This is a genomic window from Leisingera aquaemixtae, assembly GCF_019801145.1.
GTDB lineage: Bacteria > Pseudomonadota > Alphaproteobacteria > Rhodobacterales > Rhodobacteraceae > Leisingera > Leisingera aquaemixtae_A.
This window is the reverse complement of sequence record NZ_JAHVJQ010000003.1, coordinates 525,743-552,465: the sequence shown is the minus strand read 5'-3', so window position 1 is coordinate 552,465 and position 26,723 is coordinate 525,743. Positions and strand designations below refer to the sequence as shown.

The window sequence follows — 26,723 nt, the reverse complement described above, 5'->3', positions numbered from 1 at the left end:
TCTTTTTTGGAATGCCGGCCGCAGCAGGTTTTCCGCCCCCTCCGCCTCCGGCAAATTCCTCCCAAAACCGGCAGCGAGGGCGTTACTTCAAACTTTTGATCAAATTATCTTGGCGAATGGATTTCTCTGCGCTAGGGTTGGCGCAACGAATTCATGGAGCCCCAAATGGACTTGCCCGGACTGAAGACAATCCGCATTGCCGCCTGTGACATGAACGGCCAGATGCGCGGCAAGCGGCTGCCCGCGAGCCAGGCCGGCAAGCTGGACAGCGGCGGCGCGCGGATGCCGGTTTCCGCTCTCAACGTCGACCTGTGGGGCCGCGATGTCGAAGACAGCCCGCTGGTCTTCGAAACCGGCGACGCCGACGGCGTGATGCTGCCCACCGAACGCGGCCCGGTGCCGATGCCCTGGCTCAAGACCGCCTCGGCGCTGGTGCCGATGGCGATGTATTGGGAGGACGGCTCCCCCTTCCTGGGCGACCCCCGCCATGTGCTGGCCGATGTGCTGTCACGCTACAACGCGCGCGGCTGGACCGTTGTCGCCGCGACCGAGATGGAGTTCAGCCTGCTGGACGACAGCGGCGCCCGCCCGGCCCCGCCGATCGACCCGCTGACCGGCCGCGAACTGGATCAGCAATCAGTGCTGTCGATTGCCGAACTGGACGCTTTTGACGAGTTCTTCTCCGATCTCTACGACGGTGCAGAGGCGATGGGCATTCCCGCACAGGACGCCATTTCCGAGGCCGGCCTGGGCCAGTTCGAAATCAACCTCCACCATCAGGAAGCCATGCGCGCCGCGGATGATGCGTGGCTGTTCAAGGCCTTGGTCAAAGGGCTTGCGCGCAAACACGGTTTTGCCGCGACCTTCATGGCCAAACCCTATGCCGAAGAGGCCGGCAACGGCATGCATGTGCATTTCTCGGTCGAGGATCAGGACGGCAACAACATCTTCGATGACGGCAGCGAAAAGGGTTCCGACCTGCTGATGCACGCAGTGGCCGGCTGTCTCGCGGCGATGCCTGCCAGCTCGCTGATCTTTGCGCCGCATGGCAATTCCTATGACCGGCTGGTACCTGGCGCCCACGCCCCGGTCAGTGCCGCCTGGGCGTATGAAAACCGCACCGCCGCCATCCGCATTCCTGGCGGCAGCCCCAAGGCGCGCCGGATCGAGCACCGGGTCGCAGGCGGCGACATCAACCCGTATCTGATGCTGGCCACGGTGCTGGGTGCGGCCTTGGCCGGGATCGAGGACAAGATGCAGCCGCCCGCTCCTTCCGACGGCAACATCTACGAGATCGAGGGGCTGCCGCAGCTCGCCTCCGATTGGGAGACCGCGATCAACTGGTTCGACACCGATCCTCTGATCGCCCGCATTCTGCCTGATCTCGCCATCCGCAACCTGGTGATGACTAAGCGGCAGGAGCTGAAGGGCTTTGCCGAACGCCCCAGGGAGAGCCATTGGCTGTCCTGGCTGGAAGCGGTATAAAGCCGCTTTGCCCGAGGCTCCCGCTAGGCTCTTGCCCGCTCAGGCGTCCTCGGCTAGGCTCAATTTGATCAAATTTGGTGACTCATGAAAATCGGCATCCTGCAAACCGGCCACTCCCCCGAAGACCTGTTCGGCGCCTTCGGCGATTACGACGCCATGTTCCGTGACATGCTGGACGGCAACGGGTTTGAGTTTCAGACTTGGGCGGTGGTGGACGGCATCCTGCCGGACGGCCCTCAGGATGCCGACGCCTGGCTGATCACCGGCTCCAAGCATGGCGCCTACGAGGACCACGCGTGGATTCCGCCGCTGGAGGAGCTCATCCGCGCCATCCATGCGCGCAAGCAGCCGCTGGCCGGCATCTGCTTCGGCCATCAGATCATCGCCCAGGCGCTTGGCGGCAAAGTCGAGAAGTTCGAGGGCGGCTGGGCCGTGGGCCCGGTCACCTATCAGGTGGACGGCAAGGACCTGACCCTGAACGCCTGGCACCAGGACCAGGTGGTGAAGCTGCCCGATGGCGCCCGCGTGCTAGGCGGCAATGATTTTTGCCGGAACGGCATTCTCGCCTATGGCGACCACATCATCTCCTGGCAGCCCCACCCCGAATTCCCCAATGCCTTCGTCGGCGGCCTGATCGAAAAACGCGGCCGCGGCGTGGTGCCCGACGACTTGCTGGACCGTGCAGCCGCTGAGCTGGACACCCCCGTGGACAACCAAGACATCGCAACCTTCCTCGCAGATTTTTACAGGAAAGAGAGGACCTAATGTCAGCCTGGCTCGACACCCTTCCCGAAGCAGCAAAAGCCTATCTGGAGGGGCGTCGTCTCGACGAAGTCGAATGCGTTATCTCGGACCTTCCCGGTATCGCCCGCGGCAAGGCGGTACCGGCATCGAAATTCGCGAAAACCGATTATTTCCATCTGCCCGACAGCATCTTCTACCAGACCATCACCGGGGACTGGGCCGATGCCGCGGACGAGGACGGCTGGATCGAAAAGGACATGACGCTGAAGCCGGACATGTCGACGGCCACGGCTGCGCCCTGGACCGGCGACTGGACCCTGCAGGTGATCCACGACGCCTATGACAGGCACGATCAGCCGATCCCCTACAGCCCGCGCAACGTGCTGAAGCGCGTGGTGCAGCTGTACCGGGACCGGGGCTGGAAGCCGGTTGTGGCGCCGGAGATGGAGTTCTTCCTGGTCGCGCGCAACATCGACCCGGCCAAGGAGATCGAGCCGATGATGGGCCGCTCCGGCCGCCCGGCCGCGGCGCGCCAGGCCTATTCGATGACCGCGGTGGACGAATTCGGCCCGGTGATCGACGACATCTACGACTTTGCCGAAGCGCAGGGGTTCGAGATCGACGGCATCACCCAGGAAGGCGGCGCCGGCCAGCTGGAGATCAACCTGCGCCACGGCGACCCGGTCAAGCTGGCGGACGAGGTGTTCTACTTCAAGCGCCTGATCCGCGAGGCGGCGCTGCGCCACGACTGCTTTGCCACCTTCATGGCCAAGCCGATCGAGAATGAGCCCGGTTCCGCCATGCACATCCACCATTCGATCCTGGATGTGGAAACCGGCCAGAACATCTTCTCCGGCCCGCAGGGCGGCGAGACGGATGCCTTCTACAACTTCATCGCAGGCTTGCAGAACCACCTGCCTGCCGGTCTGGCGGTGATGGCGCCCTATGTGAATTCCTACCGCCGCTACGTGAAGGACCACGCCGCGCCAATCAATCTGGAATGGGCCCGCGACAACCGCACCACCGGCATCCGCGTGCCGCTGTCGGGGCCGGAAGCGCGGCGGGTGGAAAACCGCATCGCCGGCATGGACTGCAACCCCTACCTGGGCATCGCCCTGTCGCTGGCCTGCGGCTATCTCGGCCTGGTCAACGAGGAACGCCCGCGCAAGCAGTTCAAGGGCGACGCCTATGAAGGCGACGGCGATATCCCGCAGGTGATGGGCCAGGCGCTCGATCTGTTCGACGAGGCCACCGAACTGCACGAGGTGCTGGGGGCGGACTTCGCCCGCGTCTACTCCATTGTGAAGCGCGCGGAGTATGAGGAGTTCCTGCAGGTGATCTCTCCCTGGGAGCGCGAGCATCTGCTGATGAACGTGTAAACCTCCGGCGCTGCGCCCCGGTGCAGCGCCAATGCAATTGAGTATTTTCAGAAAGATGAAGTGCAGGCCGTCCGCGAGGGCGCCTGCTCCCGAAAGAGGTGCGTGATGGGGTTGAACCTGCTCTATTCCAATGACCAGAAGGGTGAGTACCCGGACAGCTGGTATGCGGCGACGGCCATCCCGGTGGAGCGCTTTGCCGCCCTCGAGGGGGAGGCAAAGGCAGATGTCTGCGTTGTCGGCGGCGGCTATACCGGCCTGTCGGCGGCCTTGCATCTGGCAGAGGCCGGCCTGTCCGTCGTGCTGCTGGAAGCGCAGCGTGTGGGCTTTGGCGCATCGGGGCGCAATGGCGGCCAGCTGGGCAGCGGTCAGCGCATGGACCAGGAGGGGCTTGAGGCGCTGATGGGCGAGCCTGAGGCGCAGAAGCTCTGGCAGCTGGGCGAGGACGCCAAAGATCTGGTGAAATCGCTGATCGCCCGCCACGGCCAGGACTGCCATCTGAAGCCCGGCGTCGCCTGGACTGCGTTCTCGGAGAAGGAAGCGGCGGAGCTGCATGAATACGGCCGCCACCTGCAGGACCGGTATGGTTACGGCCAGATCGAGATGCTGGACAAGAACGCCTGCTGGGCGATGTGCCCGTCGCCTGCCTACAAGGGCGGCATCCTGGATCATGGCGCCGGCCATTTGCATCCGCTGAACTATGCGTTCAGCCTAGCCCGCGCGGCCGCGGCTGCCGGGGCAAGGATCCACGAGGGCAGCGAAGTTCTGGATATCCAGGAAGGCGCCAGGCTGCGCATCCGCACCGCGGGCGGCACCGTCTCTGCGGAGCATCTGATCCTGGCCTGCAACGGCTATCTCGGCGGGCTCAACGGCCAGGTCGCAGCTCGGGTGATGCCGATCAACAACTTTGTGGTGGCAACCGAACCGCTGGGCGAGGACGCCGCCCGGGTGCTGGCCCGCGACGTCGCCGTGGCGGATACCAAATTCGTGGTCAATTACTTCCGTCTCAGCCACGACAAACGGCTGCTGTTCGGCGGCGGCGAAAGCTATGGCTACCGTTTCCCTGCGGATATTCAGGCAACCGTCCGCAAGCCGATGACGGAGATTTTTCCGCATCTGCAAGACGTGAAGATCGACTACGCCTGGGGCGGCACCCTGGGCATCACCATGAAGCGGATGCCCTATCTGGCCCGGCTGGCGCCCAATGTTCTGACGGCTTCCGGCTACTCAGGCCACGGTGTCGGCACCGCCACCCATGCAGGCCAGCTGATGGCGCAGGCCATTCAGGGGCAGGCCGAGGGGTTTGACACCATGGCCCGCGTCCCCGCCCCGCGCTTCCCCGGCGGGCCGCGGATGCGCTCGCCGCTCCTGGTGCTGGCGATGACCTGGTTTGCCCTGCGCGACCGGCTGGGGGTCTGACCCCCCGCGGCGGCGGCTGGTTTCCGCGCAACTCCGCAACAATTCTGTGAAATTTTGCCGGGCGCGGGAAATTCCGCCGCGTCCGGGCTTGGCATCTTGGGAAGTTAGTTTTACATTTCCTGAAGCAACTATTCAGGATTTTGAAATATGGCCCTGCCGCCCAACGTTCATGACGCTGAACCCATCCCCGCAGCCGCCCGCGAAGCCATCGACGCACTGATGCAATCGGGCGACCTGTTCCGCTACACCGCGCCCCAGGATGCGCCGGTCACGCTGCTGGAACAGGAATACGCGGAACTGCTGGGCAGCAAGTATGCGCTGGCGGTCTCCTCCTGCTCGGCTGCTCTGTTCCTGTCGCTGAAGGCGCTTGGACTGCCCCGCGACGCGCGGGTGCTGATCCCGGCCTTCACCTTTGCCGCCGTGCCCTCCTCGGTCGTGCATGCAGACTGCGTGCCGGTGCTGTGCGAAGTGGGTGAGAATTACCGCATCGACATGGATGATTTCGAGGCCAAGCTGGACGGCGTTCAGGCGGTGATCATCAGCCACATGCGCGGCCACACTTCCGACATGGATGCAATCATGGCGCTGTGCGATGCCCGCGGCATCCCGGTGGTCGAGGACGCGGCCCATTCGCTGGGCACCACCTGGAACGGCAAGAACATCGGCACCATCGGCAAGGTCGGCTGCTTCTCCTTCCAGTCCTACAAGATGGTCAACGCCGGCGAAGGCGGCATTCTGATCACCGACGACGCCGACCTGATTGCCCGCGCCGTGATCATGTCCGGCGCCTATGAGCACAACTGGAAAAAGCACAAGGGCCCGCATGGGGAAAACACCCTGGACCTGGAACAGGCTTTTGCCAAGTGGCAGAACCAGCTGCCGCTTTATAACCTGCGGATGAGCAACCTGTCCGCCGCCGTGATCCGCCCGCAGCTGCCGGAACTGGCGCGACGGGTGCGCGACGGACTGGCCAACCACGACTATGTGGCCGGAAAGCTGAACGCATCGCCGTTCTTCGACGTGCCCGCGCCGCTGGCCCCGGAACGCCGCGCGCCGGATTCGATCCAGTTCAACCTGATTGGCCTCAGCGAGGCGCAGACCCGCGACTTCGCCGCCGCGGCAGAGGCAAAAGGCGTTAAGGTGCAGGTCTTCGGCCTGTCCACCGACAATGCCCGCGCCTTCTGGAACTGGCAGTTCCTGCGCGATGTTCCCGAGCTGCCGCAGACCCGTGCGATGCTGATGAAGGCCTGCGACGTGCGCCTGCCGGTGCGCCTCAGCCGGGTTGAGCTGGACGTGATTGCCGGCATCCTGCTGGCGGCGGTTGAGGAAACCACGGGCAAGGCCGCAGCCTGAGAACGACCGGTGCTTTAGCAAGTTGCCGCCCCGGCCCCGCGCCGGGGCTTTTTCGTGATTGCAATCCTGGCTTGTGCCGTCCACGGTGCCGCCCATGAAAACCCCGTCCAAGTTCAAGCGGCGCCCGGCAACCGCGCTGGTGGCCATGGCAAATTCCTTAAGCATGGGGGATGACGTCCCCGAGGATGAGCTGAGCCAGATCATCAGCGCGGTGGTGCTGAACCGGGCGGAGCGAGCCGCGCTTCTTGCCGCCATTCGCGCCTCAAATGACCCGGACAGCGGCCTGGCCGTGGCGGATCTGCTCACGGCCTTTGCCATCGAAGCGGCTGAGGCGGAGGCTCAGGCCCGCGACGCGGATCAGGTCATCGGCCAGTGGGCACAGCGGCTGGCCGCCGGCGCGCTGCTGGCAAGCTTCGGCGCGGCCATTGCCGGCACGCTAAGCGGCGGGCTGGCCTTTGGCCTCACTCTCCTGTCGTTTTCGGGTTTTGTCTTTGCCACCGCCTCCCGGATCGGCGGCCGGGTGAAAATGCGCCGCCGCGCGCAGGAACGTGAAAGCGCCGACAGCCTTGCCCGCCACGTGCTGGAAGCAGGCAAACTCAAGCCGGATGGCAAGTGATATGGAATTTTCAGCATTCCTCCCCTATATTGGCAGTGCAACCGGAGAAACGCATGTTTGAAGCCATGGGACTTGAGACTGTCATCGTCAGCACGATCATCGGCGCCTGCGCCTTGTCTTTTGGTGCCAGCGCCTATCTGTTCATGCGCGCGCGCCCGGCGCCCGAGGCGAAGGATCTGGACAAGATCGTGAAGAACGCCCCCTACCACCGGCTGCACAACGTGCTGAAGGTCGAAGCCGGCTCCTGATCTGCAGAAGCATCTGACCGCGCATCAAAAAAAAGCCCCCGCCGAACCGGACAGGGGGCTTGTTTGTGGGCTTGGCTGCCAGCCCCGCACGCTGAAGCTCACTTCATTTTCGACAGCTTCTCCTGCAGCGCCGCAAGCTGCTTTTTGATGTCGTCCAGATCTTCGCCGCTGCTTTCGGATTTCTCCTCCTCAGCCGAACCGCCAGTCCAGCCTCCGGCGCCGAAACCGCCGGTCATCGCCTTCAGGAACGCCTCCTGCTGCGCCTTCATCGCCTCGAACCCCGGCATCTTGGACATCGGGTTCATCGCGTTCATGTTTTCCATCATCTTCGACTGGCTCTCGCGCAGCATGTCAAAGGAGGTCTGCAGGAACTGCGGCATCACCCCGCCGCCCGGCACCATGTAGCTGCGCACCAGATCGTTCAGCACATTGACCGGCAGCACATTCTCGCCGCGGCTCTCGTGCTCGGCAATGATCTGCAGCAGATACTGGCGGGTCAGGTCGTCGCCGGTCTTCAGATCGACGATCTGCACTTCCCGCCCTTCCCGGATGAACCCCGCGATGTCTTCCAGCGTGACGTAATCGCTGGTCTCGGTGTTATAGAGCCGCCGGCTCGCATACCGTTTGATCAGCAAGGGTTTGTCCTGCTCTGCCATGTGCTCCCTCCCCGGTGATGATGCATTGCAGCGAAGCCTATGCCAGTGCAGAACAAAATGGAAGCCTTGCCGTGTTTTCCGCAACATTTGTTCTTCACCGGGCTTCTGCACATGCATCCATCGCGCTTGACCTCAACCTGCCTTGAGCTTTTACAGAGGATCCCGCAACAGAATCTGCAGCGGGAGGCTCCACGGCAATGAAGGTCCTTATCCTGGGCGGCACCGGGTCCATCGGCACCGCCGTCACCCGAGAACTGGCCATGAACGGCCACCAGGTCACCGGCCTCAGCCGGTCGGCGGCTTCGGACCGCAAGCTTGAGGCCCTGGGCGCCCGCCCCCTGCGGGGCGATCTGCGCACGCCCAGCGCCTGGGTGCGCGAAGCGGCCCGTGCAGACGGGCTGATCCAGCTGGCCGCAACCTTCGATGATGACATGGCTGAGGCCGATACTGCGGCCATCACCGCCATCCTGCAGCAAGCCGCGCTGCGCCCGGCTCCGCTGCGGATGATCTACACCGGCGGCTGCTGGCTTTATGGCGCCACCGGCAGCCGCATTGCGGATGAGGCCAGCCCGATGCGGCCGATAAAGCCCTTTGCCTGGATGCAGCGCAACGCCCGCATGGTTCTGTCCTCCCCAGCCGTCTCCGCCGCGGTGATCCACCCGGCGATGGTCTACCACGCCGGGGGCGGCGCGTTTTCCCGGTACCTTGACTCCGCCCGCGCTGACAGGCCGTTCGAGATCTGGGGCAGTATCGCCACCCGCTGGCCTCTGATTCATCGCGAGGATCTGGCACGCGCCTACCGGCTGCTGCTGGAAAACCAGGATCTCACCGGCCATTTCAACGCCAGTGCCGAAATCGGCGTGCCGGCAGCAGAAATCACCCGCGAGATCGCCCGCCGCCACGGCCACGATGGCGGCTATCTGGTGCGCAGCCTGAAACATGTCCTGATCAAATACGGCGCTTGGGCCGAAGGGCCGGCCCTGGACCAGCAGATGGGCTCTTCCAAACTGCGCTGCCTCACTGGCTGGCAGCCGAAGTTTTCCAGCTTCCGCGATGCGCAGTTTTGAACCAATGCTGCAAACCGCTGAAAAAATGTGCTCTCTGCCGCATCATTAAATCACCGCAAAATCCTCAATATGATATAATACGTGTCAGGTCTTTGAGTCTGTGGTGGCAGGAAAGATGGCTGACCAAGGGGACAGACAGAGACAAGCTGCCATACTAATTGCCGACGTGGCTGGATTTTCCGCGCTGGTCGAGACCGGCGAGGCGGAAGCTGTCGCCGCGGTCCGGAAGCTGTCGGACCAGATCATCGTGCCCGCCGCTCAGCAGTATTCCGGCCAGCTTGTCAAAACACTGGGGGACGGCTTCCTGCTGGAGTTCCCGACCTCCCTGCAGGCTGTGAAGGCCGCCCTGCTGATATCAAAGAAAACCAATGCCCGCAGCGCCGGCCAGGCCGGCCCGCACCTGAGCCTGCGGATGGGCATCCACACGGGCAACATCATCGCAGCCGGCGGCGACCTGTTCGGCAATTGCGTCAACATTGCCGCCCGCCTCGAAAGCCTGGCAGGGCCAGGCGAAATCTGTGTCTCCGGCACGGTTCAGGCGCAGGTCCGCGGCCGGATCAATGCAGCCTTCGACGATCTGGGCCTGCAGGTTATCCGCAACATCTCCGATCCGGTGCGGATTTTCCGCATTTGCGAAAACGCCATGCCGCGGCTGGAAGCGGAAGGCCCGGCCTACGATGTCTCCGTGGCGGTGCTGCCCTTCCTGAACATGTCTCCGGCTTCAGAAGCAGCAGAGAGCCTGGCAGAAGCGCTGACCGAGGATGTCACCATCGGGCTCTCCCGTTTCCGCGAACTGCGGGTCATCTCCCGCACCACCGCACTGCGGTTTGCCGCCAGCGCCTCCGAGACATCCCTGGCGGCGGTCGAACTTGGTGTCCGGTATCTGGTCGAGGGCACGGTGCGCCAGCTGGTGGGCAAGCTGCGGGTCAGCGTTTCCCTGGCTGATGGTATCAACGGAACGTCGCTGCACAGCGAACAATACGACCGGGCTGCAGCCGACAGCCTCAGCCAGGAGGACGCGCTGGCCGGGCAGATCACACAGACCCTGGCCGGGCAGCTTCAGGCCACCGCCAAACGGAAATCCGCCGAGCTGGGCGCCCGCGGCGGGCCTGTGACGTCGCGGGAACTTGTGCTTCAGGCCAAGGCGCTCTTGCTGGACACGCGGGAGGCACTGCTGAAATGCCGGAAACTCTATCAGCAGGCCTGTGACAGCGATCCAGGCAATGCCTCTGCCTGCTGCGGGCTGGCACTGACCTATCTGGTGGAATGGATGAGCGGTTGGGGCCAGTCCCCCGAAACAACCCTGGACAAGGCGTTTCCGCTGCTGCGCCGGGCGGCCCGCATCGACCCGCTGGACAGCGTCGCCCAGCGGCGGCTGGCTGTCATGCACCTGTTCAAGGGGGAGTTTTCGCTGGCGGAGGACCATTTCCAGCGCGCCCTGGCGCTGAACCCCAATGACACCGACGCCATGGCCTTCCGCGGCCTGTCCCTTGTATATCAGGGCAAGCATCAGAAGGCGCTGGCCGAACTCGACCAGGCCACTTCCCGCAACCCGTTCCACCCGACCTATTTTCACTGGTTCAAGGGGCTGGCCCTCTATATGTGCCGGGAATACCAGCCAGGCGTCACCGAAGTGAGAAAGGCCGTCGGGCTGTTTCCCGGCTTTCCGGCCCCGCGCCGCCATCTGGCCGCCTGCTACGGGCAGCTTGGGGATACACAGGCCGCCGCCCAGGAGGCCGGACGGATTCTGAAACTGGAACCCGGATTTTCCGTGTCGCGGATCAGCGAGACGCTGCCCTTCGCGCATAGCGAGGATCTGGAGCATTACTGCGACGGGCTGCTCCGCGCCGGGCTGCCGGAGTGATCCCTGAAATGCAAAAGGACAGGCCTTGCGGCCTGCCCTTCTTCACGTTCCGGCTCCGTCAGGGAGGAGAGCGAGGGCCGGTTCGTGGTCGTTCTTACTTGGCAGCTGCCGAAGCTTTTTTCGCTGCGGAGGTCACCTCTTCGGTGGCCTTTTTCACAGCAGCGGTTGCTTCTTCGGTTGCGTCTTTGCCAGCGGCCATCAGCAGTTCGACGGTGTCCATCTGGACTTTTTTGGCGATCTCAGCAAAGGCAGCCATGTTTTCGGCAGCCACTTCGGCAGAAGCGGAAGCGAAATCGGTTGCGGCCTTGGCGTAGTCGGCCGGCTCTGCCTTGACCTTGGAAACGTCGCCCAGTTTGGCGATGGTTTCTTTGGTCCACTTGTTCGAGATCTCGGCGGATTTGCCGGCAGCGTCCAGCGCAACGGCGGACAGCTTCTCGTTCAGGGCTGCGGTGTTCTTGAACGCGTCTTCGACGGCTTTGGTGTCAACCGGGAATGCGCCCATGAAGTCTTTCATCATCGCGGTGAAGTCTTGGGTCTTTGCCATAGTTCTAATTCCTCAGAAAGCTGCAGCAGGACCATCCTGCGCTCTTAGCATGAGGGGAATATGCACGCTGCACCGCAGCATTTCAAGAGTTTTGATGCTGCGGCGCAGAAAAAAATTCTGCGCCTGCAAAATCAACGGTTTGCCTTCACCTTCACATAGGATCCCGGGGCCGGCATCAAAGACGGATAGCCCGAATCCCCCACGTCGCGGGCGGGAACCTGCTTGCCGGACCGCTTCTTCAGCCAGTCATTCCACCGCGGCCACCAGGACCCCTCATGGTATTCGGCGCCTTCCATCCAGGCCTCGCAGTCGCCTTTCAGGTCGTCGTTGATGTAATGGCCGTACTTCTTCTTGCTCGGCGGGTTGACGATGCCCGCGATATGGCCGGATTCCGACACGATGAAGCTCTTGCTGCGCGACCCCATCTGCTGCACCCCGCGGTAACAGTCTTTCCAGCGGGCGATGTGGTCGGTCTCGCAAGTGATCGCCATCAGCGGCACATCCACTTCGCTGGTATGCAGCTTGTGGCCCATCAGCTCGAACCCCTCGCCGACAAACTCGTTGTTCTGGCACAGGCCGCGCAGGTACTGCACTGCCATCCTGCCCGGCAGGTTGGCACCATCGCCGTTCCAGTAAAGAAGATCGAACGCGGGCGGCGTCTCGCCCATCATGTAGCTTTTGACCGCAGGGCCGTAGATCAGATCCTTGGAGCGCAGGAACGACATGGTCCGCGCGATCACCCAGGACCGCAGCAGCCCCTCTTCCTCCACCTGCGCCTCGATGCCGTCGACAAAGTCATTCTGCAGGAACGGCGTGAACTCGCCCTGGTCGCCGAAATCGGTGAGGGTGGTAAAGAAGGTCGCAGACTTCACCGACTTGTCGCCGCGCTGCTTCAAGAGCGACAGCGTCAGGCTCAGCGTGGTGCCCGCTATGCAATACCCAACTGCGTTGACCTGCTTGACCTTGCAGATCTCCTTGGCCTTTTCGATCGCGGTCAGGAAGCCCTCCTGGATGTAGTCCTCCATCCCCACATCGGCATGGCTGGCATCCGCATTGACCCAGGACACCACAAACAGGGTGTAGCCCTGCTCGGTCACCCATTTGATCAGGCTGTTCTGGGCCTTGAGGTCGAGAATGTAGAATTTGTTGATCCACGGCGGGAACAGCACGATCGGGGTTTCATGCACGGTTTCAGTCACCGGCTTGTACTGGATCAGTTCCATCATCCGGTTGCGGTAGACCACATCCCCCGGCGTGGTGGCGATATTGCCGCCCAGCTCAAAGGCGCTCTCGTCCGCCAGCCGCACCACCAGCTCGCCGTTGTTGGCCTCCAGGTCGGTGACCAGGTTCTCCAGACCGTCGATCAGCGACTGGCCTTCGGTTTCCACTGCCTTCTCCAGCGCGTCCGGGTTGGTCGGCAGGAAATTGGTCGGCGCCATCATCTCGATGATCTGATCGGCAAAATAGGTCAGCCGCTGCTTGTCCTTGCGGTCCAGGTCCACCGCCTCCTGCACCGCCTTGCGGATCGCATCGGCGTTGGTCATGTACTGCTGCTTCACAAAATTGAAGTAGGGATTGCTGTCCCACAGCGGATTCGTAAAACGGCGGTCCTTGGGGCCGCCGTCATCCGTGCTGTCCGATTTTCCTGCCAGGGCCTTCTGCGCTTCAGCGAAATTCAGCACAGACTTGCTCCAGTACTCGACCTGATGCTCCAGAAACTTGGCGGGATTTTGCACCGCTTCCGCCCAATAGGCGGTTGCTGCGCGCGCATAAAGCTCTTGATTCGGACCGTCCAAAGCCGGGTTATGCGGCACCTTCCGGGACATGACATCGGCCAGACGCTTACTTAATTCCTCAACGCGAGTCATGTTTTCCTTAAGCTTTTCAACGCTCTCGGAATTGGCTGCTGCGGATAATTCGTCACTAGTTGTCATAAAAAGGAATCCCTCATAGGCTTTCTGCTATGCAGAATACTATTCTGCAGAAATTAGGGCAAAGCGGCGATTGGTCCGATGTTCCGGAATTTCCGGTGACGTTACGCCGGGACGGATCGCGAAGGAGGCAGGCATGCGATACATGATGACCTACGACCTGATGGAGACCGTCCGGAACACCAACCAATGGTTGGGCGCCACGGCCCTCTCCATGGCATCTTACCCCGTCTTTTCCGCCTTGCCAAACCCTGCGCTCAGCTGGATGGCGGCCTGGGGCGAAGTGACGGAACGTACTTACCAGCGCATGGTGGTGAAACCGGCCTGGGGTGTCCGCACCTTCACGTGCGAGGACGGCAAGGACCACCTGGTGGACATCACCACAGTGGTAGAGCGCCCGTTCGGCGATCTCATCCACTTCAAGGTCAACGGACGCGAGGAACAGCCGCGCAAAGTGCTGCTTGTTGCCCCGATGTCCGGCCATTACGCCACCCTTCTCCGCTCTACCGTCAAGAGCTTGCTGGTGAACTGTGAAGTCTATGTGACGGACTGGCACAACGCCCGCGATATTCCTGTTTCCGCAGGAAAATTCGACGTCGAGGACTACACGCTCTACCTCGTCGATTTCATGCGCGAGCTGGGCCCCGACACCCATGTGGTCGCGGTTTGCCAGCCGGTGCCGCTGACGCTGGCCGCCACCGCCTATCTTGCAGAGCAGGACCCCAAGGCGCAGCCCTCCTCGCTGACGCTGATCGGCGGCCCGGTGGATCCTGACGCAACCCCGACCGAGGTCACCGACTTCGGCCGCCGTGTCACCATGGGCCAGCTGGAGGAAACCATGATCCAGCGCGTCGGCTACAAGTACAAGGGCGTCGGCCGCAAGGTCTATCCGGGCCTCCTGCAGCTGGCTTCCTTCATGTCGATGAACGGTGAACGGCACTCCAAGGCCTTCATGGACCAGATCCAGCGGGTCTCCCGCGGGGAAGCCTCGGATCACGATGCCCACAACCGCTTCTATGACGAGTACCTGGCGGTGATGGACATGACGGCAGAATTCTACCTGTCCACCGTCGAACGTATCTTCAAGAAGCGCGAGATCGCCCGCAACGAATTTGTGGTGAACGGCCACAAGGTCGACTTCTCCAAGATCACCGATGTTGCGGTCAAGACTGTCGAAGGGGCCAAGGACGACATCTCCGCCCCGGGCCAATGCATCGCTGCGCTGGATCTCTGCACGGGCCTGCCGGAAGAGAAGAAGGCCAGCCATGTGGAGCCGGGTGCCGGCCATTACGGCATCTTCGCGGGCCGCAGTTGGCGCAACAACATCCGCCCGCTGGTGATCGACTTCATGAACGCCAACAGCCGCCGCAAACCGGCGGCCCGCAAACCGGCAAACAAGAACACGGCGGCCTGACCGCATGGCGGACGGGCTGGCGTTTTCCTGCAATTGCGGGGCATTGCGCGGCGAAGTTTCGGCAGCCGGCATCAAGACCGGCACCCGTGTGGTGTGCTATTGCGCCGACTGCCGCGCCAATGAGCTGTACCATGGCCAGCCCGACCCGGCACCGGATCCGGTCGACCTGTTCCAGCTGTCGCCCGATACTATCACCATCACTCAGGGGGCGGAGCATCTGAAGGCGCTCCGCCTCGGCCCCCGCGGCCCCCTGCGCTGGTATGCATCCTGCTGCGGCACCCCGTTTGCCAATACGCTGGCCAAGCCCGGCCTGCCCTTTGCCGGCATGCGCTCCGATCTGTTCCAGGACAAGTCTGCCTTGGGCAAGATCCGCGCCAAGGCCTTCATCGCCGCCCCCGGCAAGCAAGCCCGCACCAAGGGCGGCGGCGCCATGGCCTGGGGCATCCTCAGCCGGATGATCACCGCGCGCCTGTCCGGCCGCTGGAGGGAAACACCGTTCTTTGATGCCGGAACCGGCAAGCCGGTGGCAGAACCTCAGCTGATCAGCAAAACAGAGCGCGCCCGGCTTTATCCCTGAGCGCAAAGATCCGGCGCAGCCACAGGTTCCGCCAGCCAGTGCAGCAGCGCCCGGTTCACCGCGTCCGGCTGCTCCAGCACCGGGAAATGGCCCGCATCAGGCAGGATTTCCAGCCGCGCCCCCGGCATAAGCTGCGCCAGCAGGTCCAGCTTGGCCGGCGGCACCAGCGTGTCATGTTCGCCGCCCAGAACCAGCGTGGGAACATGCACCCGCCGCATCGTGGCCTGCTGATCCGGCCGCCGCTGCAGGGCGCGCGCCTGCGCCACGTACATCTCCGGCCCCAGTTCCACCCCCATCCGGCAAAACAGGTTGTGCACTTCCAGCCGCAGGGGCCCGGGTGCAAGGGCTTCCATCGGCAGCGTCTCCCGCAGCACGTCCTCCAGCCGCCCGGCACGCGCCGCGACGATCTGCGGCTCCCGGCTGGCGGCCTGATCCGGCGTCTCGGCCAGCGGGCTGGCCCCGATAATGCACAGGCGGCTGATCCGTTCCGGCGCCCGGCGCACCAGCTCCATTGCCACAATGCCGCCCATTGAAAAACCCGCCAAGGCAAAGCGCGGCGGCAGATGGCTCAGCATCCGCGCAGCAATCTTCTCCACCGTGTCGCCGCCGGCCAGCGGCAGCACCATCACCGGCATGCTGCCGGAGAACGTCCTGACCTGAGCGTAGAAAATACGGCCGTCGCACATCATCCCCGGCAGCAGAACCAGGGGTTCGCGGCACGGTTGCTGGTCATAAGGCATGTCCTGCCCTCGCGGTTTGCCTCCCACCCGTGCCTCAACTGTGCGGGCGGCAAATCCGCGGATCAAGAAAAACCGGCCTGCAACGCCAATTTACAGGAAAGCTGCCGCCGCCGCGCCACGCTCAGTAGCCGTTCCAGCGGAACGCGCCATCCTCTGCCAGCGGCGAGAACGGGTTGAAGGCGATCTCCCACACATGCCCGTCCGGGCTGCGGAAATAGCCGTGGTGGCCGCCCCAGAACACATCCTGCGCAGGCTTCAGGATCACCGCCCCGGCGGCCTCCGCTGCCGCCAGCAACTGCGCCACCTCTTCCTTTCCTCGGGTGTTGTGGCTCAGCGTCATCGCACCGGTGCCCAGCTCCTGCTCCTCCAGCCCGATCTCAGCAGCCAGCGCCGCCAGCGGATACAGCCCCAGCGTCTGCGAAATCAGGTCAAAAGCAATAACCCCGTCCGGGCTCTCCGCCCGCTTCCATCCCAACGCCTCATAGAAGGCCGCGGCCCGGTCCATATCCGGCACCCCAAGCGTGATCAGGCTTACTCTCTGTTCCATTGCCGAAATTCCTCATTCAAATATCCATATGCTTCCAGCCGGCCGCATGGCCCCGGCTATTCCCGAGCACATCCGGCGGCCGCATATTTCTACCGGCCGGGCCGGTGCGGAACAATACGTGAACAAGAATAAAAGCCAACGCCCGGCAGCCTGCGGGCATATCATCACTGCCCCGCCGCCCTCAGGCGCCGCCCAGCACTTCCAGCACCGCGTCTTCGATCATCTTCAGGCAGGCCTCGTCCGAGAACCGGTGGTCGGCATCCTTCACCAGAGTGAGCCGCATGTCCGGGCAAGTCGCATGATCCATCAGCCGCAGCGCAGTTTCCGTAGAGACCGCGGTATCCGCAGTCCCCTGCAGGCAGCGCGTCTTGAACGGCAGGAACAGCGGCGAACGCAGCACCAGATGCTTGCGCCCGTCCTCGATCATCCGCTTGGAGATATGATAGGGCTCCATGTAGTCGCTCGGCAGTTCCACATAGCCCTGCGAGTCCAACTGCGCCTTCTGCGCATCCGAGAAATTGGCCCAATAGCCGTCCTCGGTGAAATCCGGCGCCGCTGCGATGGTCACCATGCCCTTGATCCGCTCCGGCATCTCCCGCGCCAGCAGCAGCGCCTGCCAGCCGCCCATGGAGGAGCCAACCGGCACGATCTCGCCGCCGGTCAGATGCGCCACCGCCTCCAGCGTGTCCTCATGCCAGTCGCCGATGCAGCCCTCCTCGAAGGTGCCGGAGCTTTCGCCGTGGCCGGAATAGTCGAACCGCAGGAACGCCAGCCCGCGCGCCTTGGCCCAGGCCTCCAGATGCACGGCCTTGGTGCCCTCCATGTCGGACTTCAGCCCGCCCAGGAACACCACGCACGGCCCCTGCCCCTCGCTCTTGTGATAGGCAATCCGGCGGCCCTGGGCAGTGTCGAGGTAAGATGCGGCTGGCATGTTGTTGGTCTCCTGTCTTTTTACCAAGATGTGGCATGGCTTCGCCCGCCCCGCAAGCGGCAGCACTCCCGGCTTGCAACTCCCCCGCCGGCTTCCTTATGGTCCGCGAAAATTTTTTGAAGGACCGCGGGGCATGTTCAAACTCATCAAGGGCATTATTACCGGCGCTGCCATTTTCGCGGTGGCACTGGCGACGCTCTGGGCCGTGCTGGCGCTTTGGTACCGCCTGCCGTTCGAGACGCTGGGGCGCGGCGCGCTGGCCGGCGGCTTTGCCCTCCTTGGACTGGCAGTCACCGCCGGCCTGTTCCGCCGCCGGGTCCTGCGCGCGCTCACCACCTTCACCCTGGCGCTCGCCGCAGTGACCTTGTGGTGGTCCACCCTTACCCCGCCGGCGGACGGCAACTGGTCGCCGGATGTGGCCCGCCAGGTCACCGGCAAGATCGAGGGCGACATCCTCACCCTGACGGATGTGCGCAATTTCGCCTGGGAAACGCCGGAAGACTTTACTGAGAACTGGGAGACCCGCAGCTACGACCTGAGCAAGCTCGAAACCACCGACCTGTTCATGTCCTACTGGGCCGGGCCGCAGATGGCGCATATGATCGTCAGCTTCGGCTTTGAAGGCGGCGAGCACATCGCCTGGTCTGTCGAGGTGCGGCGCCAGGCCGGCGGCGGCTTTTCCCCCATTGCCGACCTGTTCAAGTCCAACACCCTGGTGCTGATCGCCGCCGACGAGCGCGATCTGGTGGGCACCCGCACCAATGCCCGCGGCGAGGACGTGCAGCTGTTCCGCATTGGCGTCAGCCCGGACACCGGCCGGGCGCTGCTGCTGAAATATGTCGACACCGCCAACAGCCTTGCCGCCCGGCCCGAGTGGTACAACTCGCTGACCACCAACTGCACCACCGTGGTGATGACCCTGGTCCGCGCGATCGCGGATCAGGTGCCGCTCGACTGGCGGGTTTTGGCCAACGGCTACCTGCCGGAATACGCCTGGGAACAGGGCGTGCTGGACCAGAACCGCAGCGTCGAGGATCTGCGCGCGCTTGGCAGCATCACCCCGATCGCACAAGCGCATGGCGTCAGCCCCGACTACTCCGCAATGATCCGCGAAGGCGTGCCGTCACCAGCCCAGTAGTCCGGGATCCTTTTCATCTGGCCGGAAATATCCCGGGGAGCGCGAGGGGCCGGCCCCTCGCCCTGTTGCAGAAGGGTCAGGACAGGCCCGCCACCGGACCGCCGCCGGCCTTCTGCATCTGCAAGCGGCCCAGAAGGTTCTTGATCTTGCCCAGGACCTCCCCGGTCTGTACCGCCTTCTCCACGCTCGCTCCGCCTTCGATATGCGCGCAATGCTCATATGACAGACGGCGCTGCGACAGGATCTCCTGGGACTGGCACAGCGCTGTTTCAATCAGATCCACATCTTCAACCGTCAGGTCAAAGTTCGGGTTCGGGCGGGTCATCGGAACACTCCTGGTATGTCCTTGGGTTACTGATTTCGGCCACCCTGCCCCGGCCCGCCGCGCATGGCAAGATATTTTTTTGTTATTTTTCAAATACTTACCGGTATACACATATGTGCAATCGCATGCACAGGCACACAACTGGATTTTCCGGCGCAATTACAACCACATGCAAAGCCGCCTTGACTTGTCCCCGCATTGGCCGCAAAACGCGCGGACCAAACACATACCCGCAACCGGGCGTTCTGTGGGCGCCAAACCGACGAGGAGCAGCCAGCCAATGGCCCAAATCTCTCTCACCTTCCCCGATGGCAATGCACGATCCTACGACGCAGGCGTGACCCCTGCGCAGGTGGCATCCAGCATTTCCACTTCGCTGGCCAAAAAGGCCATCTCCGCCACCGTCAATGATCAGCACTGGGACCTGCAGTGGCCGATCGAAGGCGACGCCACCATCGCCATCCACACCATGAAGGATGAGGTCCAGGCCAACGAGCTGATCCGCCACGACCTGGCCCACGTCATGGCGCGCGCGGTGCAGGAAATCTGGCCCGACACCAAGGTCACCATCGGCCCGGTGATCGAAAACGGCTGGTACTACGACTTCGACCGCGCGGAGCCCTTCACCCCCGAAGACCTCGGTGCCATCGAGAAAAAGATGAAGGAAATCATCAACAAGCGTGATGAGGTCCGGACCGAGGTGTGGGAACGCAACCGCGCGATCCAGCATTACACCGACAACAACGAGCCTTATAAGGTCGAGCTGATCGAGAGCATCCCGGGCGATGAGCCGCTCAGGATGTACTGGCACGGCGACTGGCAGGACCTCTGCCGCGGTCCGCACCTGCAGCACACCGGCCAGCTGCCGGGCGATGCATTCAAGCTGATGAGCATCGCAGGCGCCTACTGGCGCGGCGACAGCTCCCGCGCGATGCTGCAGCGGATCTACGGCGTTGCCTTCACCGGCAAGGAGAAGCTGAAGGCGCATCTCACCATGCTGGAAGAGGCCGCCAAGCGCGACCACCGCAAGCTGGGCCGCGAGATGGACCTGTTCCACATGCAGGAAGAGGCGCCGGGCCAGATCTTCTGGCACCCGAACGGCTGGACCGTCTACACCCAGCTGCAGGACTACATGCGCCGCCAGCAGCGTCGCGGCGGCTATGTCGAGGTGAACACCCCGCAAGTGGTGGACCGCAAGCTGTGGGAACGCTCGGGCCACTGGGACAAATACCAGGAGAACATGTTCATCGTCGAAGTCGACGAGGAGCACGCCCGCGAAAAGGCGGTGAACGCACTGAAGCCGATGAACTGCCCCTGCCACGTGGAGATCTTCAAGCAGGGCCTGAAGTCCTACCGCGACCTGCCGCTGCGCATGGCCGAATTCGGCTCCTGCAACCGCTACGAGCCCTCGGGCGCGCTGCACGGCATCATGCGGGTGCGCGGCTTCACCCAGGACGACGCGCATATCTTCTGCTCGGAAGATCAGATCGAGTCCGAGACCGCCACCTTCATCGACTTCCTGTCGACCATCTACAAGGACTTGGGTTTCGAGAAGTTCTCCGTCAAATTCTCCGACCGCCCGGACACCCGCGCCGGCTCGGATGAAGTCTGGGACAAGGCCGAGGCCGCGCTGCTGTCCGCCACCCGCGCTGCTGGCATCGAGCCGGAACTGAACCCGGGCGAAGGCGCCTTCTACGGACCCAAGCTGGAGTTCGTGCTGACCGATGCCATCGGCCGCGACTGGCAGTGCGGCACCCATCAAGTGGACTTCGTTCTGCCGGAACGCCTGGACGCCACCTACATCGGCGCTGACGGCGCCAAGCACCGCCCGGTCATGCTGCACCGCGCCACCCTCGGCAGCTTCGAGCGTTTCATCGGCATCCTGATCGAAGAACACGCAGGCAAGCTGCCGTTCTGGCTGGCGCCGCGCCAGGTGGTGGTCGCCTCGATCACCTCGGAGGCCGACGACTATGTGCAGGAGGTCGTCGCCGAGCTGAAAAAGGCCGGCGTGCGCGCCGAGGCCGACATCCGCAACGAGAAGATCAACTACAAGGTCCGCGAGCATTCGGTGGGCAAGGTGCCGGTCATTCTTGCTGTCGGCCACCGCGAGGTGGAGGAGCGCACCGTTTCCGTCCGCCGCCTAGGCGAGAAGCAGACCAAGGTGGAAAGCCTCGAAAATGTTACAAAGGCGCTGGCGGCGGAAGCCACCCCGCCGGACCTTCTGTAACATTTCCCCTGCAATACAGCATCAGCGGCCCCCAAACGGGGGCCGTTTTGTTTCAACGGTTGATAAAACCACGGCATTTCAGCCATTTGCGCGGTGTTCCGCTCTCACACAGCCTGACGCAGACGTGAGACACGGCCTCGTGACTTAATTTCCGGAAAACCTCAGGTTAGTGTTTTCCTGTCAACACGACACCGCATGTTAAACCGAAAGGAATTCACGAGATGTCGACCACCGCAAAATCCCTGGCCGTTGCCAGCGCTGTTGCCGCCGCTCTGACCGCAGCATCGACCATCCCTGCCGCTGCCGCCACCAAGGAAAAATGCTACGGCGTGTCGCTGGCCGGCCAGAACGATTGCGCCGCCGGCCCCGGCACCACCTGCGCAGGCACCTCGACCGTCGATTATCAGGGCAACGCCTGGACCCTGGTGGATGCAGGCACCTGCGAAGGCATGGACCTGCCCGCAATGGCCGACGGCACTGAGCGCAAGGGCTCGCTGGAGCCGCTGGAACGCGACCTGCCGGCATAAGCACGGCTTAATTCCGGGGCGGGAGCGTCAATTCCCGCCCTTTTTGCACCCGGACTTCAGGACCAGCCATGCTTGACACTGCTGCACATGACAGACTGCCCGCCGCCCCCGGCGTCGGTTACAAGCCGCAGCATTTCGCCCAGATCACTGCGGACCCGGGTTCTGTCAAATGGCTGGAAATCCACGCTGAGAACTACATGGGCGACGGCGGCCGACCGATCGCGCAACTGCGCCACCTGTCCGAACGCTTTGCCATGTCGGTGCATGGCGTCGGCCTCTCGATCGGCGGCGAAGGGCCGCTGGACGCAGACCACCTGGCCCGGCTCAAGCATCTGGTGGGCTGGCTGAACCCGGCAAGCTTCTCCGAACATCTGGCCTGGTCCACCCACGACAGCCACTTCTATAACGACCTGCTGCCGCTGCCCTACACGGATGCCAGCCTGCAGCGGATCTGCAGCCACATCAACCAATTGCAGGACACCATCGGGCGCCGGATGCTGCTGGAAAACCCCTCCAGCTACCTCGCCTTTGTCGAGAGCACCTGGTCCGAGCCCGAGTTCCTTGCCGAAATCTCCCGCCGCACCGGCTGCGGGCTGCTTCTGGACGTGAACAACGTCTTTGTCTCTGCCACCAACCTCGATTTCTCGCCGCAGGGCTACATCGACGCCTTCGCGCTGGACAAGGTCGGTGAAATCCACCTCGGCGGCCATGACGAGGACGAGGACGACCACGGCCGCCCGCTGCTGATCGACAGCCACGGGCGCGAGGTGGTGGACCCGGTCTGGGCGCTGCTGGATTATACGCTTGCCAAATCCGGCCCCAAACCGGTGCTGATCGAATGGGACAACGACGTGCCGGACTGGCCTGTGCTGGAAGCCGAGGCCGCCCGCGCCGCAACCGCGCTGGAGCGCGTCCCGGCATGAGCGTGACCCAGGCAGAATTCACCCGCGCCATGATGGATGCGGGCCAGCAGGTGCCGGAGGGTCTGGTGGATCACCTGGCCCAGCCTGCCGGGCGCCGCTTCAGCGTCTACCGCAACAATGTCGCCGTGTCCCTGACCGAGGCGATGCACAGCGCCTTTCCGGTGATCGCCAAGCTTTTGGGCAAGCAGAACATGGACGGGCTTGCGGGCATCTACCTGCGCCGGCACCCGCCGTCGTCGCCCCTGATGATGTTCTACGGCGCGCACTTCCCGGCCTTCCTGGAGGGCATGGAGCAGCTCAGGCATCTGGGCTACCTCGGCGATGTCGCCCGGCTGGAGCTGGCGCTGCGCCGCGCCTACCACGCTGCAGATGCGGAACCCATCGCGCCCGAGACGCTCGGCGCGCTGACGCCGGACCAGCTGATGAACACCCGACTGGCGCTGGCGCCCGCGGTGCAGGTGCTGCGCTCGTCCTGGCCCATTCACGCCATCTGGCGCTACAACACCGAAGACGGCGCGCCCAAGCCAGAAGCGCAGGCCCAGGACGTGCTGATCACCCGCCCCGATTTCGACCCCATTCCCCAGGTCCTGCCCCCCGCGGGCGCAATCTGGATCCGCGCTCTGAGGGGGGGCGCCTCCATTGGCGAGGCCTTGGAACAGGCCGCCGCCGAAAACTCAGCCTTTGACCTGGGTGCCACGCTGGCCCTGATCCTGCAGGGCGGCGCAATAACCGGATTGGAAAGCAAAGGGTAAACCCATGCACACACTTGTCTCCATTCACGACGCCGTTTTCCGCCAGGTGGAAAGGGCCGGCAACTGGCTGCTGCCGCTGGCGGCACGCTTTATCTTCGCCTCGACGCTGCTGCTCTATTTCTGGAACTCCGGCCTGACCAAGCTGGGCGACGGCATCCTCGGCCTTTTCAGCCCCTCGATCGGCGCCTACAGCCAGATCTTCCCGAAACAGCTGGAGGCCGCAGGCTATGACGTGTCCCAGTTCGGCCTGTTCCAGAAACTGGTGGTGCTGGCCGGGACCTACGCCGAATTCATCCTGCCGCTGATGATCGTGGTCGGGCTTCTGACCCGCCTCGCCTCGCTCGGCATGATCGGCTTTGTCGTCGTGCAGTCGCTGACCGACATCTACGGCCACGGTGCCACCGATGACAAAACCCTCGGCGCGCTGTTCGACCGCTTCCCCGACGCGGTGATCCTGGATCAGCGGCTGTTCTGGATCTTCCTGCTGGCGGTTCTGGTGATCAAGGGCGCGGGCGCCCTGTCGGTGGACGCTCTGCTGCGCAACCGGATGGAGCCCGCCCTGGCCTGACGCTGCCGGCTCCCGCAAAAAGGAAAGGCGCCCTGCCCCGGCAGCGGCGCCTTTTTCATGCGGGTCGGTTCGGATCAGAAATGCGCCTTCGGCTCATCCGGCTGACCCGCGGCCAGCGCCATCAGTCCGCCCACCGCGGCAAAGCTCAAGGGGAAAATGGTAAAGACGTTGAGGCCAAAGCCCGCGTACATGCCAGCCGCCGAGCCCAGCAGCAGGATGCCGCCCCACAAGGCCCTGGCCCGCGCCATGGCGCCGCCGGCTATTGCCAGAAGCGGCGACAAAACCGCCAGAAGCCGCAACTGGTCGACATTGTCGACCTGCTCGGCCAGCCCTTCGACCTCGCCGAAATACTCCACCGCGGCGGTATAGCCATAGCCGAAGAAGCCCACCACCATGCCGAAAATGCCGGCGATGATCCCCAGAACAAGGGCTGCGTTGCGCATTAACTTTCTCCCAAAATCCAGGGTACTGACATAAGCCGCGGCTTAAGCCCCGCCAAGGGCCTCCTTCGTGTTCTGATCCCAACCCAGGAATAATTCCCCGTCACGCTCGATCAGCGGCCGCTTCATCAGCGCCGGATGCGCCCGCAGCAGTTCAAGCGGCTCGCCCCCGCGCTCCTCCTCGCTCAGACCCCGCCAGGTGGTAGAGCGGGTATTGACCAGCTTGGCACCGAATTTTGCATGGGCCGCCTCCAGCAGCCCCTCTGGCATGCCATCCGTGCGGATATCGACCAGAACGGAATCCGGCATCTGTTTCAATGCCTTACGGCAGGTGTCGCAATTTTTTAGCCCGTAGATTTTCATCTGCCTTCTTACTCCCCGCGAAGAATTCGCACAATTTATGGTGGAATTCCCCGGTTTCTCTTGATTTTCAGTCAGCCCGTGCAAAACTCAAGGTTGTCCGGCCCTGCCTTGCGCATAACCGCCAGGGAACGGCCGGATGCCCCGGGACGCCCCGGGGCGACGTGCAAAGTAGAAGGAGACACGGGAAATGCCAAGCGGCACCGTGAAGTGGTTCAACACCACCAAAGGGTACGGGTTTATTGAACCCGATGAAGGCGGCAAGGATGTGTTTGTGCACATTTCAGCGGTTGAGCGGTCGGGCATGACCGGTCTCGCCGACAATATGAAAATCGGCTACGAGCTGACCGAAGGCCGCGACGGCCGGAAAATGGCAGCTGATCTCAAGGCGATCTGATTTTACACTTCTGCACTGCGCCCGGGCTTTAGCTGGGCGCAGGCAAACGCTCAGGGCCTTCAGCCCCGGCGCAGATACTCCACCATCACGCAGGCCGGCTCGCTGCTGCGCAGCTCGGTTTCCCCTGCCTTGATCCATTCGTCCGCCTGGAATTCAGGGAAATAGGCGTCTGCATCCTCGATGGTCAGGTCCACCTCTGTCACCAGCAGCCGGTCCGCCATGCCCAGCATGCCGCGGTAGATCCCCTCGCCGCCGATGCCGTAGACGCGGCGGTATCCCTGCGCATAGGCCGCCTCCACCGCCGCTTCGATTGACGGCAGCACGGTCTCCGCGGCCTGCGGGTTGGACGATACCACCAGGTTCAGCCGGTTCTTCAACGGCTTCACCGGCAAGCTGTCCCAGGTCTTGCGGCCCATGATGATGGCGCCGCCCAGGGTCTCGCGCTGGAAAGCCTTCAGATCTTCCGGCGCAAACCAGGGGATTTCATTGTCCTTGCCAATGGCGCCGTTGCGCGCCCGCGCAGCGATCAGGGTAATCATGCCTGCTGTCCTTGTGTCTTAAACCGCAACCGGCGCCTTGATCACCGGGTCGGGGTCATAGTTGAGGATCTCGAAATCCTCGAACTTGAAGTCGAAAATCGAATTCACCTGCCGTTTGATCCGCAACTGCGGCAGCGGTTTGGGCGTGCGCGACAGCTGCAGTTGAACCTGCTCCACATGGTTCGAATAGATGTGCGCATCCCCCATCGTGTGCACGAAATCGCCCGCCTCGTAGCCGGTCACATGCGCCAGCATCGCCAGGAGCAGCGAGTAGGATGCGATATTGAACGGCACGCCCAGGAACATGTCGGCCGAGCGCTGGTAGAGCTGCAGGTGCATCTTGCCGCCTGCCACCCGCACCTGCCACAGGGTATGGCACGGCGGCAGCGCCATGTCCGGCACATCGCCCGGGTTCCAGGCGGAAACGATCAGGCGGCGGCTGTCGGGGCTCTTGCGGATCATCTCCACCAGACCGGCGATCTGATCGACGCTGCCCGCCCGGTACAGCGGCTCATCCCCAACGGTGCCCTCTGCCAGCTCCAGCTTGGGGAACCGGCGCCACTGGTGGCCGTAGACGGGACCCAGGTCACCGTTCTCATCGGCCCATTCGTCCCAGATCGAAACGCCGTTTTCCTTCAGGTAGCGGATGTTGGTGTCGCCGGACAGAAACCAAAGGAGCTCATGAATGATTGAGCGCAGATGCAGCTTCTTGGTGGTCACCAGCGGAAAGCCGTCCTTCAGCGGATACCGCGCCTGCATGCCGAAACACGACAGCGTGCCGGTGCCGGTGCGGTCGCCCGACTGCTCCCCGTGGTCCAGAATATACTGTAGCTGATCGTGATACTGCTGCACCGCCGCCCCCTGCCGCTGACTTGATTGCCCTGCCCGGGATACCGTCTGGCACACCGCGCGCCAAGGGCGAAAATTCCGCGCCTTCCACCATGCGATCATACCATATCTGCCCATCCAGTGAATACAGGAAACTACATGCTGGTAGCGCATCCGCCACGGTTGC

Annotated in this window: 29 protein-coding genes; 18 read left to right on the top strand and 11 right to left on the bottom strand. The window is 63.4% G+C overall.

What is annotated here, in order from left to right; translation table 11 throughout:
• The first annotated feature begins 165 nt into the window (after positions 1–165).
• From KUW17_RS10115 to KUW17_RS10085, 7 genes are all read left to right on the top strand, one after another.
• A complete protein-coding gene (locus KUW17_RS10115) occupies positions 166–1,485 on the top strand; it encodes a glutamine synthetase family protein (RefSeq protein ID WP_222478599.1) in 1,320 nt (439 codons plus the stop codon).
• 84 nt (positions 1,486–1,569) lie between these two features.
• Positions 1,570–2,250, top strand: a complete 681-nt coding sequence (locus KUW17_RS10110) for a type 1 glutamine amidotransferase (RefSeq protein WP_222478597.1) — start codon at positions 1,570–1,572, stop codon at positions 2,248–2,250.
• A complete protein-coding gene (locus tag KUW17_RS10105) occupies positions 2,250–3,608 on the top strand; it encodes a glutamine synthetase family protein (RefSeq protein ID WP_222478595.1) in 1,359 nt (452 codons plus the stop codon). Before KUW17_RS10110 ends, KUW17_RS10105 begins: the two co-directional genes overlap by 1 nt.
• A gap of 105 nt (positions 3,609–3,713) precedes the next feature.
• The gene (locus tag KUW17_RS10100) at positions 3,714–5,024 is read left to right on the top strand and encodes an NAD(P)/FAD-dependent oxidoreductase (protein WP_222478593.1); all 1,311 of its coding nucleotides are present in this window, start codon (positions 3,714–3,716) and stop codon (positions 5,022–5,024) included.
• A gap of 147 nt (positions 5,025–5,171) precedes the next feature.
• A complete protein-coding gene (locus KUW17_RS10095) occupies positions 5,172–6,377 on the top strand; it encodes a DegT/DnrJ/EryC1/StrS family aminotransferase (RefSeq protein WP_222478591.1) in 1,206 nt (401 codons plus the stop codon).
• 94 nt (positions 6,378–6,471) lie between these two features.
• A complete protein-coding gene (locus tag KUW17_RS10090; protein ID WP_222478589.1) occupies positions 6,472–6,993 on the top strand; it encodes a hypothetical protein in 522 nt (173 codons plus the stop codon).
• A gap of 65 nt (positions 6,994–7,058) precedes the next feature.
• Positions 7,059–7,241, top strand: a complete 183-nt coding sequence (locus KUW17_RS10085; protein WP_226429081.1) for a hypothetical protein — start codon at positions 7,059–7,061, stop codon at positions 7,239–7,241.
• Between the two features lie 98 nt (positions 7,242–7,339).
• Here the strand turns inward: KUW17_RS10085 and phaR are convergent, their stop codons facing one another.
• Entirely contained in the window at positions 7,340–7,897 is a 558-nt protein-coding gene (gene phaR, locus KUW17_RS10080; RefSeq protein WP_222478585.1) for a polyhydroxyalkanoate synthesis repressor PhaR, read from the bottom strand.
• Positions 7,898–8,094: 197 nt separating this feature from the next.
• On the opposite strand from phaR, the gene KUW17_RS10075 reads away from it, so the two are divergent.
• Together KUW17_RS10075 and KUW17_RS10070 are read left to right on the top strand one after the other, a co-directional pair.
• Positions 8,095–8,964 carry an NAD-dependent epimerase/dehydratase family protein gene (locus KUW17_RS10075; RefSeq protein WP_222478583.1) on the top strand — a complete coding sequence of 290 codons (870 nt, stop codon included), beginning with the start codon at positions 8,095–8,097 and terminating at the stop codon, positions 8,962–8,964.
• Between the two features lie 115 nt (positions 8,965–9,079).
• Positions 9,080–10,828: an adenylate/guanylate cyclase domain-containing protein gene (locus KUW17_RS10070; RefSeq protein ID WP_222478581.1), complete on the top strand. Its 1,749-nt coding sequence runs from the start codon at positions 9,080–9,082 to the stop codon at positions 10,826–10,828.
• 94 nt (positions 10,829–10,922) lie between these two features.
• Here KUW17_RS10070 and KUW17_RS10065 read toward each other — a convergent pair whose 3' ends face one another.
• Positions 10,923–11,372 (bottom strand): phasin family protein, encoded by a 450-nt coding sequence (locus KUW17_RS10065; RefSeq protein WP_222478578.1) that lies wholly within the window; start codon positions 11,370–11,372, stop codon positions 10,923–10,925.
• A gap of 131 nt (positions 11,373–11,503) precedes the next feature.
• The gene (locus KUW17_RS10060) at positions 11,504–13,306 is read right to left on the bottom strand and encodes a PHA/PHB synthase family protein (protein WP_222478576.1); all 1,803 of its coding nucleotides are present in this window, start codon (positions 13,304–13,306) and stop codon (positions 11,504–11,506) included.
• Between the two features lie 133 nt (positions 13,307–13,439).
• On the opposite strand from KUW17_RS10060, the gene phaZ reads away from it, so the two are divergent.
• Together phaZ and KUW17_RS10050 are read left to right on the top strand one after the other, a co-directional pair.
• Positions 13,440–14,717, top strand: a complete 1,278-nt coding sequence (phaZ, locus tag KUW17_RS10055) for a polyhydroxyalkanoate depolymerase (RefSeq protein WP_222478574.1) — start codon at positions 13,440–13,442, stop codon at positions 14,715–14,717.
• A gap of 4 nt (positions 14,718–14,721) precedes the next feature.
• Positions 14,722–15,294, top strand: coding sequence for a DUF6151 family protein (locus tag KUW17_RS10050; protein ID WP_222478571.1), 573 nt, complete (start codon positions 14,722–14,724; stop codon positions 15,292–15,294).
• Here the strand turns inward: KUW17_RS10050 and KUW17_RS10045 are convergent.
• The 3 genes from KUW17_RS10045 to KUW17_RS10035 form a co-directional block, all read right to left on the bottom strand.
• A complete protein-coding gene (locus tag KUW17_RS10045; RefSeq protein ID WP_222478570.1) occupies positions 15,285–16,034 on the bottom strand; it encodes an alpha/beta fold hydrolase in 750 nt (249 codons plus the stop codon). The genes KUW17_RS10050 and KUW17_RS10045 overlap by 10 nt on opposite strands.
• A 121-nt stretch (positions 16,035–16,155) precedes the next feature.
• Positions 16,156–16,581, bottom strand: a complete 426-nt coding sequence (locus tag KUW17_RS10040; RefSeq protein WP_222478568.1) for a VOC family protein — start codon at positions 16,579–16,581, stop codon at positions 16,156–16,158.
• Between the two features lie 181 nt (positions 16,582–16,762).
• Complete coding sequence (locus KUW17_RS10035) at positions 16,763–17,512, bottom strand: alpha/beta hydrolase (RefSeq protein ID WP_222478566.1); 750 nt, start codon at positions 17,510–17,512, stop codon at positions 16,763–16,765.
• 133 nt (positions 17,513–17,645) lie between these two features.
• On the opposite strand from KUW17_RS10035, the gene KUW17_RS10030 reads away from it, so the two are divergent.
• A complete protein-coding gene (locus tag KUW17_RS10030) occupies positions 17,646–18,650 on the top strand; it encodes a DUF4105 domain-containing protein (protein WP_222478564.1) in 1,005 nt (334 codons plus the stop codon).
• Between the two features lie 76 nt (positions 18,651–18,726).
• Here KUW17_RS10030 and KUW17_RS10025 read toward each other — a convergent pair whose 3' ends face one another.
• Complete coding sequence (locus KUW17_RS10025; RefSeq protein ID WP_222478562.1) at positions 18,727–18,975, bottom strand: hypothetical protein; 249 nt, start codon at positions 18,973–18,975, stop codon at positions 18,727–18,729.
• 280 nt (positions 18,976–19,255) lie between these two features.
• On the opposite strand from KUW17_RS10025, the gene thrS reads away from it, so the two are divergent.
• The 5 genes from thrS to KUW17_RS10000 all read left to right on the top strand — a co-directional run bounded on the left by thrS (position 19,256) and on the right by KUW17_RS10000 (position 23,972).
• Positions 19,256–21,202 carry a threonine--tRNA ligase gene (gene thrS / locus KUW17_RS10020; RefSeq protein WP_222478560.1) on the top strand — a complete coding sequence of 649 codons (1,947 nt, stop codon included), beginning with the start codon at positions 19,256–19,258 and terminating at the stop codon, positions 21,200–21,202.
• Between the two features lie 221 nt (positions 21,203–21,423).
• Positions 21,424–21,729: a DUF2282 domain-containing protein gene (locus KUW17_RS10015; RefSeq protein WP_222478558.1), complete on the top strand. Its 306-nt coding sequence runs from the start codon at positions 21,424–21,426 to the stop codon at positions 21,727–21,729.
• A gap of 68 nt (positions 21,730–21,797) precedes the next feature.
• Complete coding sequence (locus KUW17_RS10010) at positions 21,798–22,652, top strand: DUF692 family multinuclear iron-containing protein (protein WP_222478556.1); 855 nt, start codon at positions 21,798–21,800, stop codon at positions 22,650–22,652.
• Positions 22,649–23,404: a DUF2063 domain-containing protein gene (locus tag KUW17_RS10005; RefSeq protein WP_222478554.1), complete on the top strand. Its 756-nt coding sequence runs from the start codon at positions 22,649–22,651 to the stop codon at positions 23,402–23,404. Before KUW17_RS10010 ends, KUW17_RS10005 begins: the two co-directional genes overlap by 4 nt.
• A 4-nt stretch (positions 23,405–23,408) precedes the next feature.
• Positions 23,409–23,972, top strand: a complete 564-nt coding sequence (locus KUW17_RS10000) for a DoxX family protein (protein WP_222478552.1) — start codon at positions 23,409–23,411, stop codon at positions 23,970–23,972.
• A 74-nt stretch (positions 23,973–24,046) separates the two neighbouring features.
• On the opposite strand, the gene KUW17_RS09995 is transcribed toward KUW17_RS10000, so the two are convergent.
• Both KUW17_RS09995 and KUW17_RS09990 read right to left on the bottom strand, forming a co-directional pair.
• A complete protein-coding gene (locus tag KUW17_RS09995) occupies positions 24,047–24,415 on the bottom strand; it encodes a hypothetical protein (RefSeq protein ID WP_222478550.1) in 369 nt (122 codons plus the stop codon).
• 42 nt (positions 24,416–24,457) lie between these two features.
• Positions 24,458–24,775, bottom strand: coding sequence for an arsenate reductase family protein (locus KUW17_RS09990; protein WP_222478548.1), 318 nt, complete (start codon positions 24,773–24,775; stop codon positions 24,458–24,460).
• Positions 24,776–24,962: 187 nt separating this feature from the next.
• Between KUW17_RS09990 and KUW17_RS09985 the strand changes: the two genes are divergently transcribed.
• Entirely contained in the window at positions 24,963–25,169 is a 207-nt protein-coding gene (locus KUW17_RS09985; protein ID WP_039124664.1) for a cold-shock protein, read from the top strand.
• 59 nt (positions 25,170–25,228) lie between these two features.
• On the opposite strand, the gene KUW17_RS09980 is transcribed toward KUW17_RS09985, so the two are convergent.
• On the bottom strand, positions 25,229–25,708 hold the full coding sequence (locus tag KUW17_RS09980; RefSeq protein WP_222478546.1) for a dihydrofolate reductase: 480 nt from the start codon (positions 25,706–25,708) through the stop codon (positions 25,229–25,231).
• A gap of 18 nt (positions 25,709–25,726) precedes the next feature.
• Positions 25,727–26,560: a thymidylate synthase gene (locus tag KUW17_RS09975; RefSeq protein ID WP_222478544.1), complete on the bottom strand. Its 834-nt coding sequence runs from the start codon at positions 26,558–26,560 to the stop codon at positions 25,727–25,729.
• Between the last annotated feature and the right edge of the window lie 163 nt (positions 26,561–26,723).

Bases quoted from the DNA above. Each gene is read 5' to 3' on its own strand.
- KUW17_RS10065 (WP_222478578.1), bottom strand. From the start codon at position 11,372: ATGGCAAAGACCCAAGACTTCACCGCGATGATGAAAGACTTCATGGGC.
- KUW17_RS09995 (WP_222478550.1), bottom strand. From the start codon at position 24,415: ATGCGCAACGCAGCCCTTGTTCTGGGGATCATCGCCGGCATTTTCGGC.
- thrS (WP_222478560.1), top strand. From the start codon at position 19,256: ATGGCCCAAATCTCTCTCACCTTCCCCGATGGCAATGCACGATCCTAC.
- KUW17_RS10010 (WP_222478556.1), top strand. From the start codon at position 21,798: ATGCTTGACACTGCTGCACATGACAGACTGCCCGCCGCCCCCGGCGTC.
- phaZ (WP_222478574.1), top strand. From the start codon at position 13,440: ATGCGATACATGATGACCTACGACCTGATGGAGACCGTCCGGAACACC.
- KUW17_RS10040 (WP_222478568.1), bottom strand. From the start codon at position 16,581: ATGGAACAGAGAGTAAGCCTGATCACGCTTGGGGTGCCGGATATGGAC.
- KUW17_RS10100 (WP_222478593.1), top strand. From the start codon at position 3,714: ATGGGGTTGAACCTGCTCTATTCCAATGACCAGAAGGGTGAGTACCCG.
- KUW17_RS10105 (WP_222478595.1), top strand. From the start codon at position 2,250: ATGTCAGCCTGGCTCGACACCCTTCCCGAAGCAGCAAAAGCCTATCTG.
- KUW17_RS09980 (WP_222478546.1), bottom strand. From the start codon at position 25,708: ATGATTACCCTGATCGCTGCGCGGGCGCGCAACGGCGCCATTGGCAAG.
- KUW17_RS10095 (WP_222478591.1), top strand. From the start codon at position 5,172: ATGGCCCTGCCGCCCAACGTTCATGACGCTGAACCCATCCCCGCAGCC.
- KUW17_RS09985 (WP_039124664.1), top strand. From the start codon at position 24,963: ATGCCAAGCGGCACCGTGAAGTGGTTCAACACCACCAAAGGGTACGGG.
- KUW17_RS10035 (WP_222478566.1), bottom strand. From the start codon at position 17,512: ATGCCAGCCGCATCTTACCTCGACACTGCCCAGGGCCGCCGGATTGCC.
- KUW17_RS10015 (WP_222478558.1), top strand. From the start codon at position 21,424: ATGTCGACCACCGCAAAATCCCTGGCCGTTGCCAGCGCTGTTGCCGCC.
- KUW17_RS10000 (WP_222478552.1), top strand. From the start codon at position 23,409: ATGCACACACTTGTCTCCATTCACGACGCCGTTTTCCGCCAGGTGGAA.
- KUW17_RS10060 (WP_222478576.1), bottom strand. From the start codon at position 13,306: ATGACAACTAGTGACGAATTATCCGCAGCAGCCAATTCCGAGAGCGTT.
- KUW17_RS10005 (WP_222478554.1), top strand. From the start codon at position 22,649: ATGAGCGTGACCCAGGCAGAATTCACCCGCGCCATGATGGATGCGGGC.
- KUW17_RS10025 (WP_222478562.1), bottom strand. From the start codon at position 18,975: ATGACCCGCCCGAACCCGAACTTTGACCTGACGGTTGAAGATGTGGAT.
- KUW17_RS10075 (WP_222478583.1), top strand. From the start codon at position 8,095: ATGAAGGTCCTTATCCTGGGCGGCACCGGGTCCATCGGCACCGCCGTC.
- KUW17_RS10115 (WP_222478599.1), top strand. From the start codon at position 166: ATGGACTTGCCCGGACTGAAGACAATCCGCATTGCCGCCTGTGACATG.
- KUW17_RS10030 (WP_222478564.1), top strand. From the start codon at position 17,646: ATGTTCAAACTCATCAAGGGCATTATTACCGGCGCTGCCATTTTCGCG.
- KUW17_RS09990 (WP_222478548.1), bottom strand. From the start codon at position 24,775: ATGAAAATCTACGGGCTAAAAAATTGCGACACCTGCCGTAAGGCATTG.
- KUW17_RS10085 (WP_226429081.1), top strand. From the start codon at position 7,059: ATGGGACTTGAGACTGTCATCGTCAGCACGATCATCGGCGCCTGCGCC.
- KUW17_RS10070 (WP_222478581.1), top strand. From the start codon at position 9,080: ATGGCTGACCAAGGGGACAGACAGAGACAAGCTGCCATACTAATTGCC.
- KUW17_RS10090 (WP_222478589.1), top strand. From the start codon at position 6,472: ATGAAAACCCCGTCCAAGTTCAAGCGGCGCCCGGCAACCGCGCTGGTG.
- KUW17_RS10050 (WP_222478571.1), top strand. From the start codon at position 14,722: ATGGCGGACGGGCTGGCGTTTTCCTGCAATTGCGGGGCATTGCGCGGC.
- phaR (WP_222478585.1), bottom strand. From the start codon at position 7,897: ATGGCAGAGCAGGACAAACCCTTGCTGATCAAACGGTATGCGAGCCGG.
- KUW17_RS10045 (WP_222478570.1), bottom strand. From the start codon at position 16,034: ATGCCTTATGACCAGCAACCGTGCCGCGAACCCCTGGTTCTGCTGCCG.
- KUW17_RS10110 (WP_222478597.1), top strand. From the start codon at position 1,570: ATGAAAATCGGCATCCTGCAAACCGGCCACTCCCCCGAAGACCTGTTC.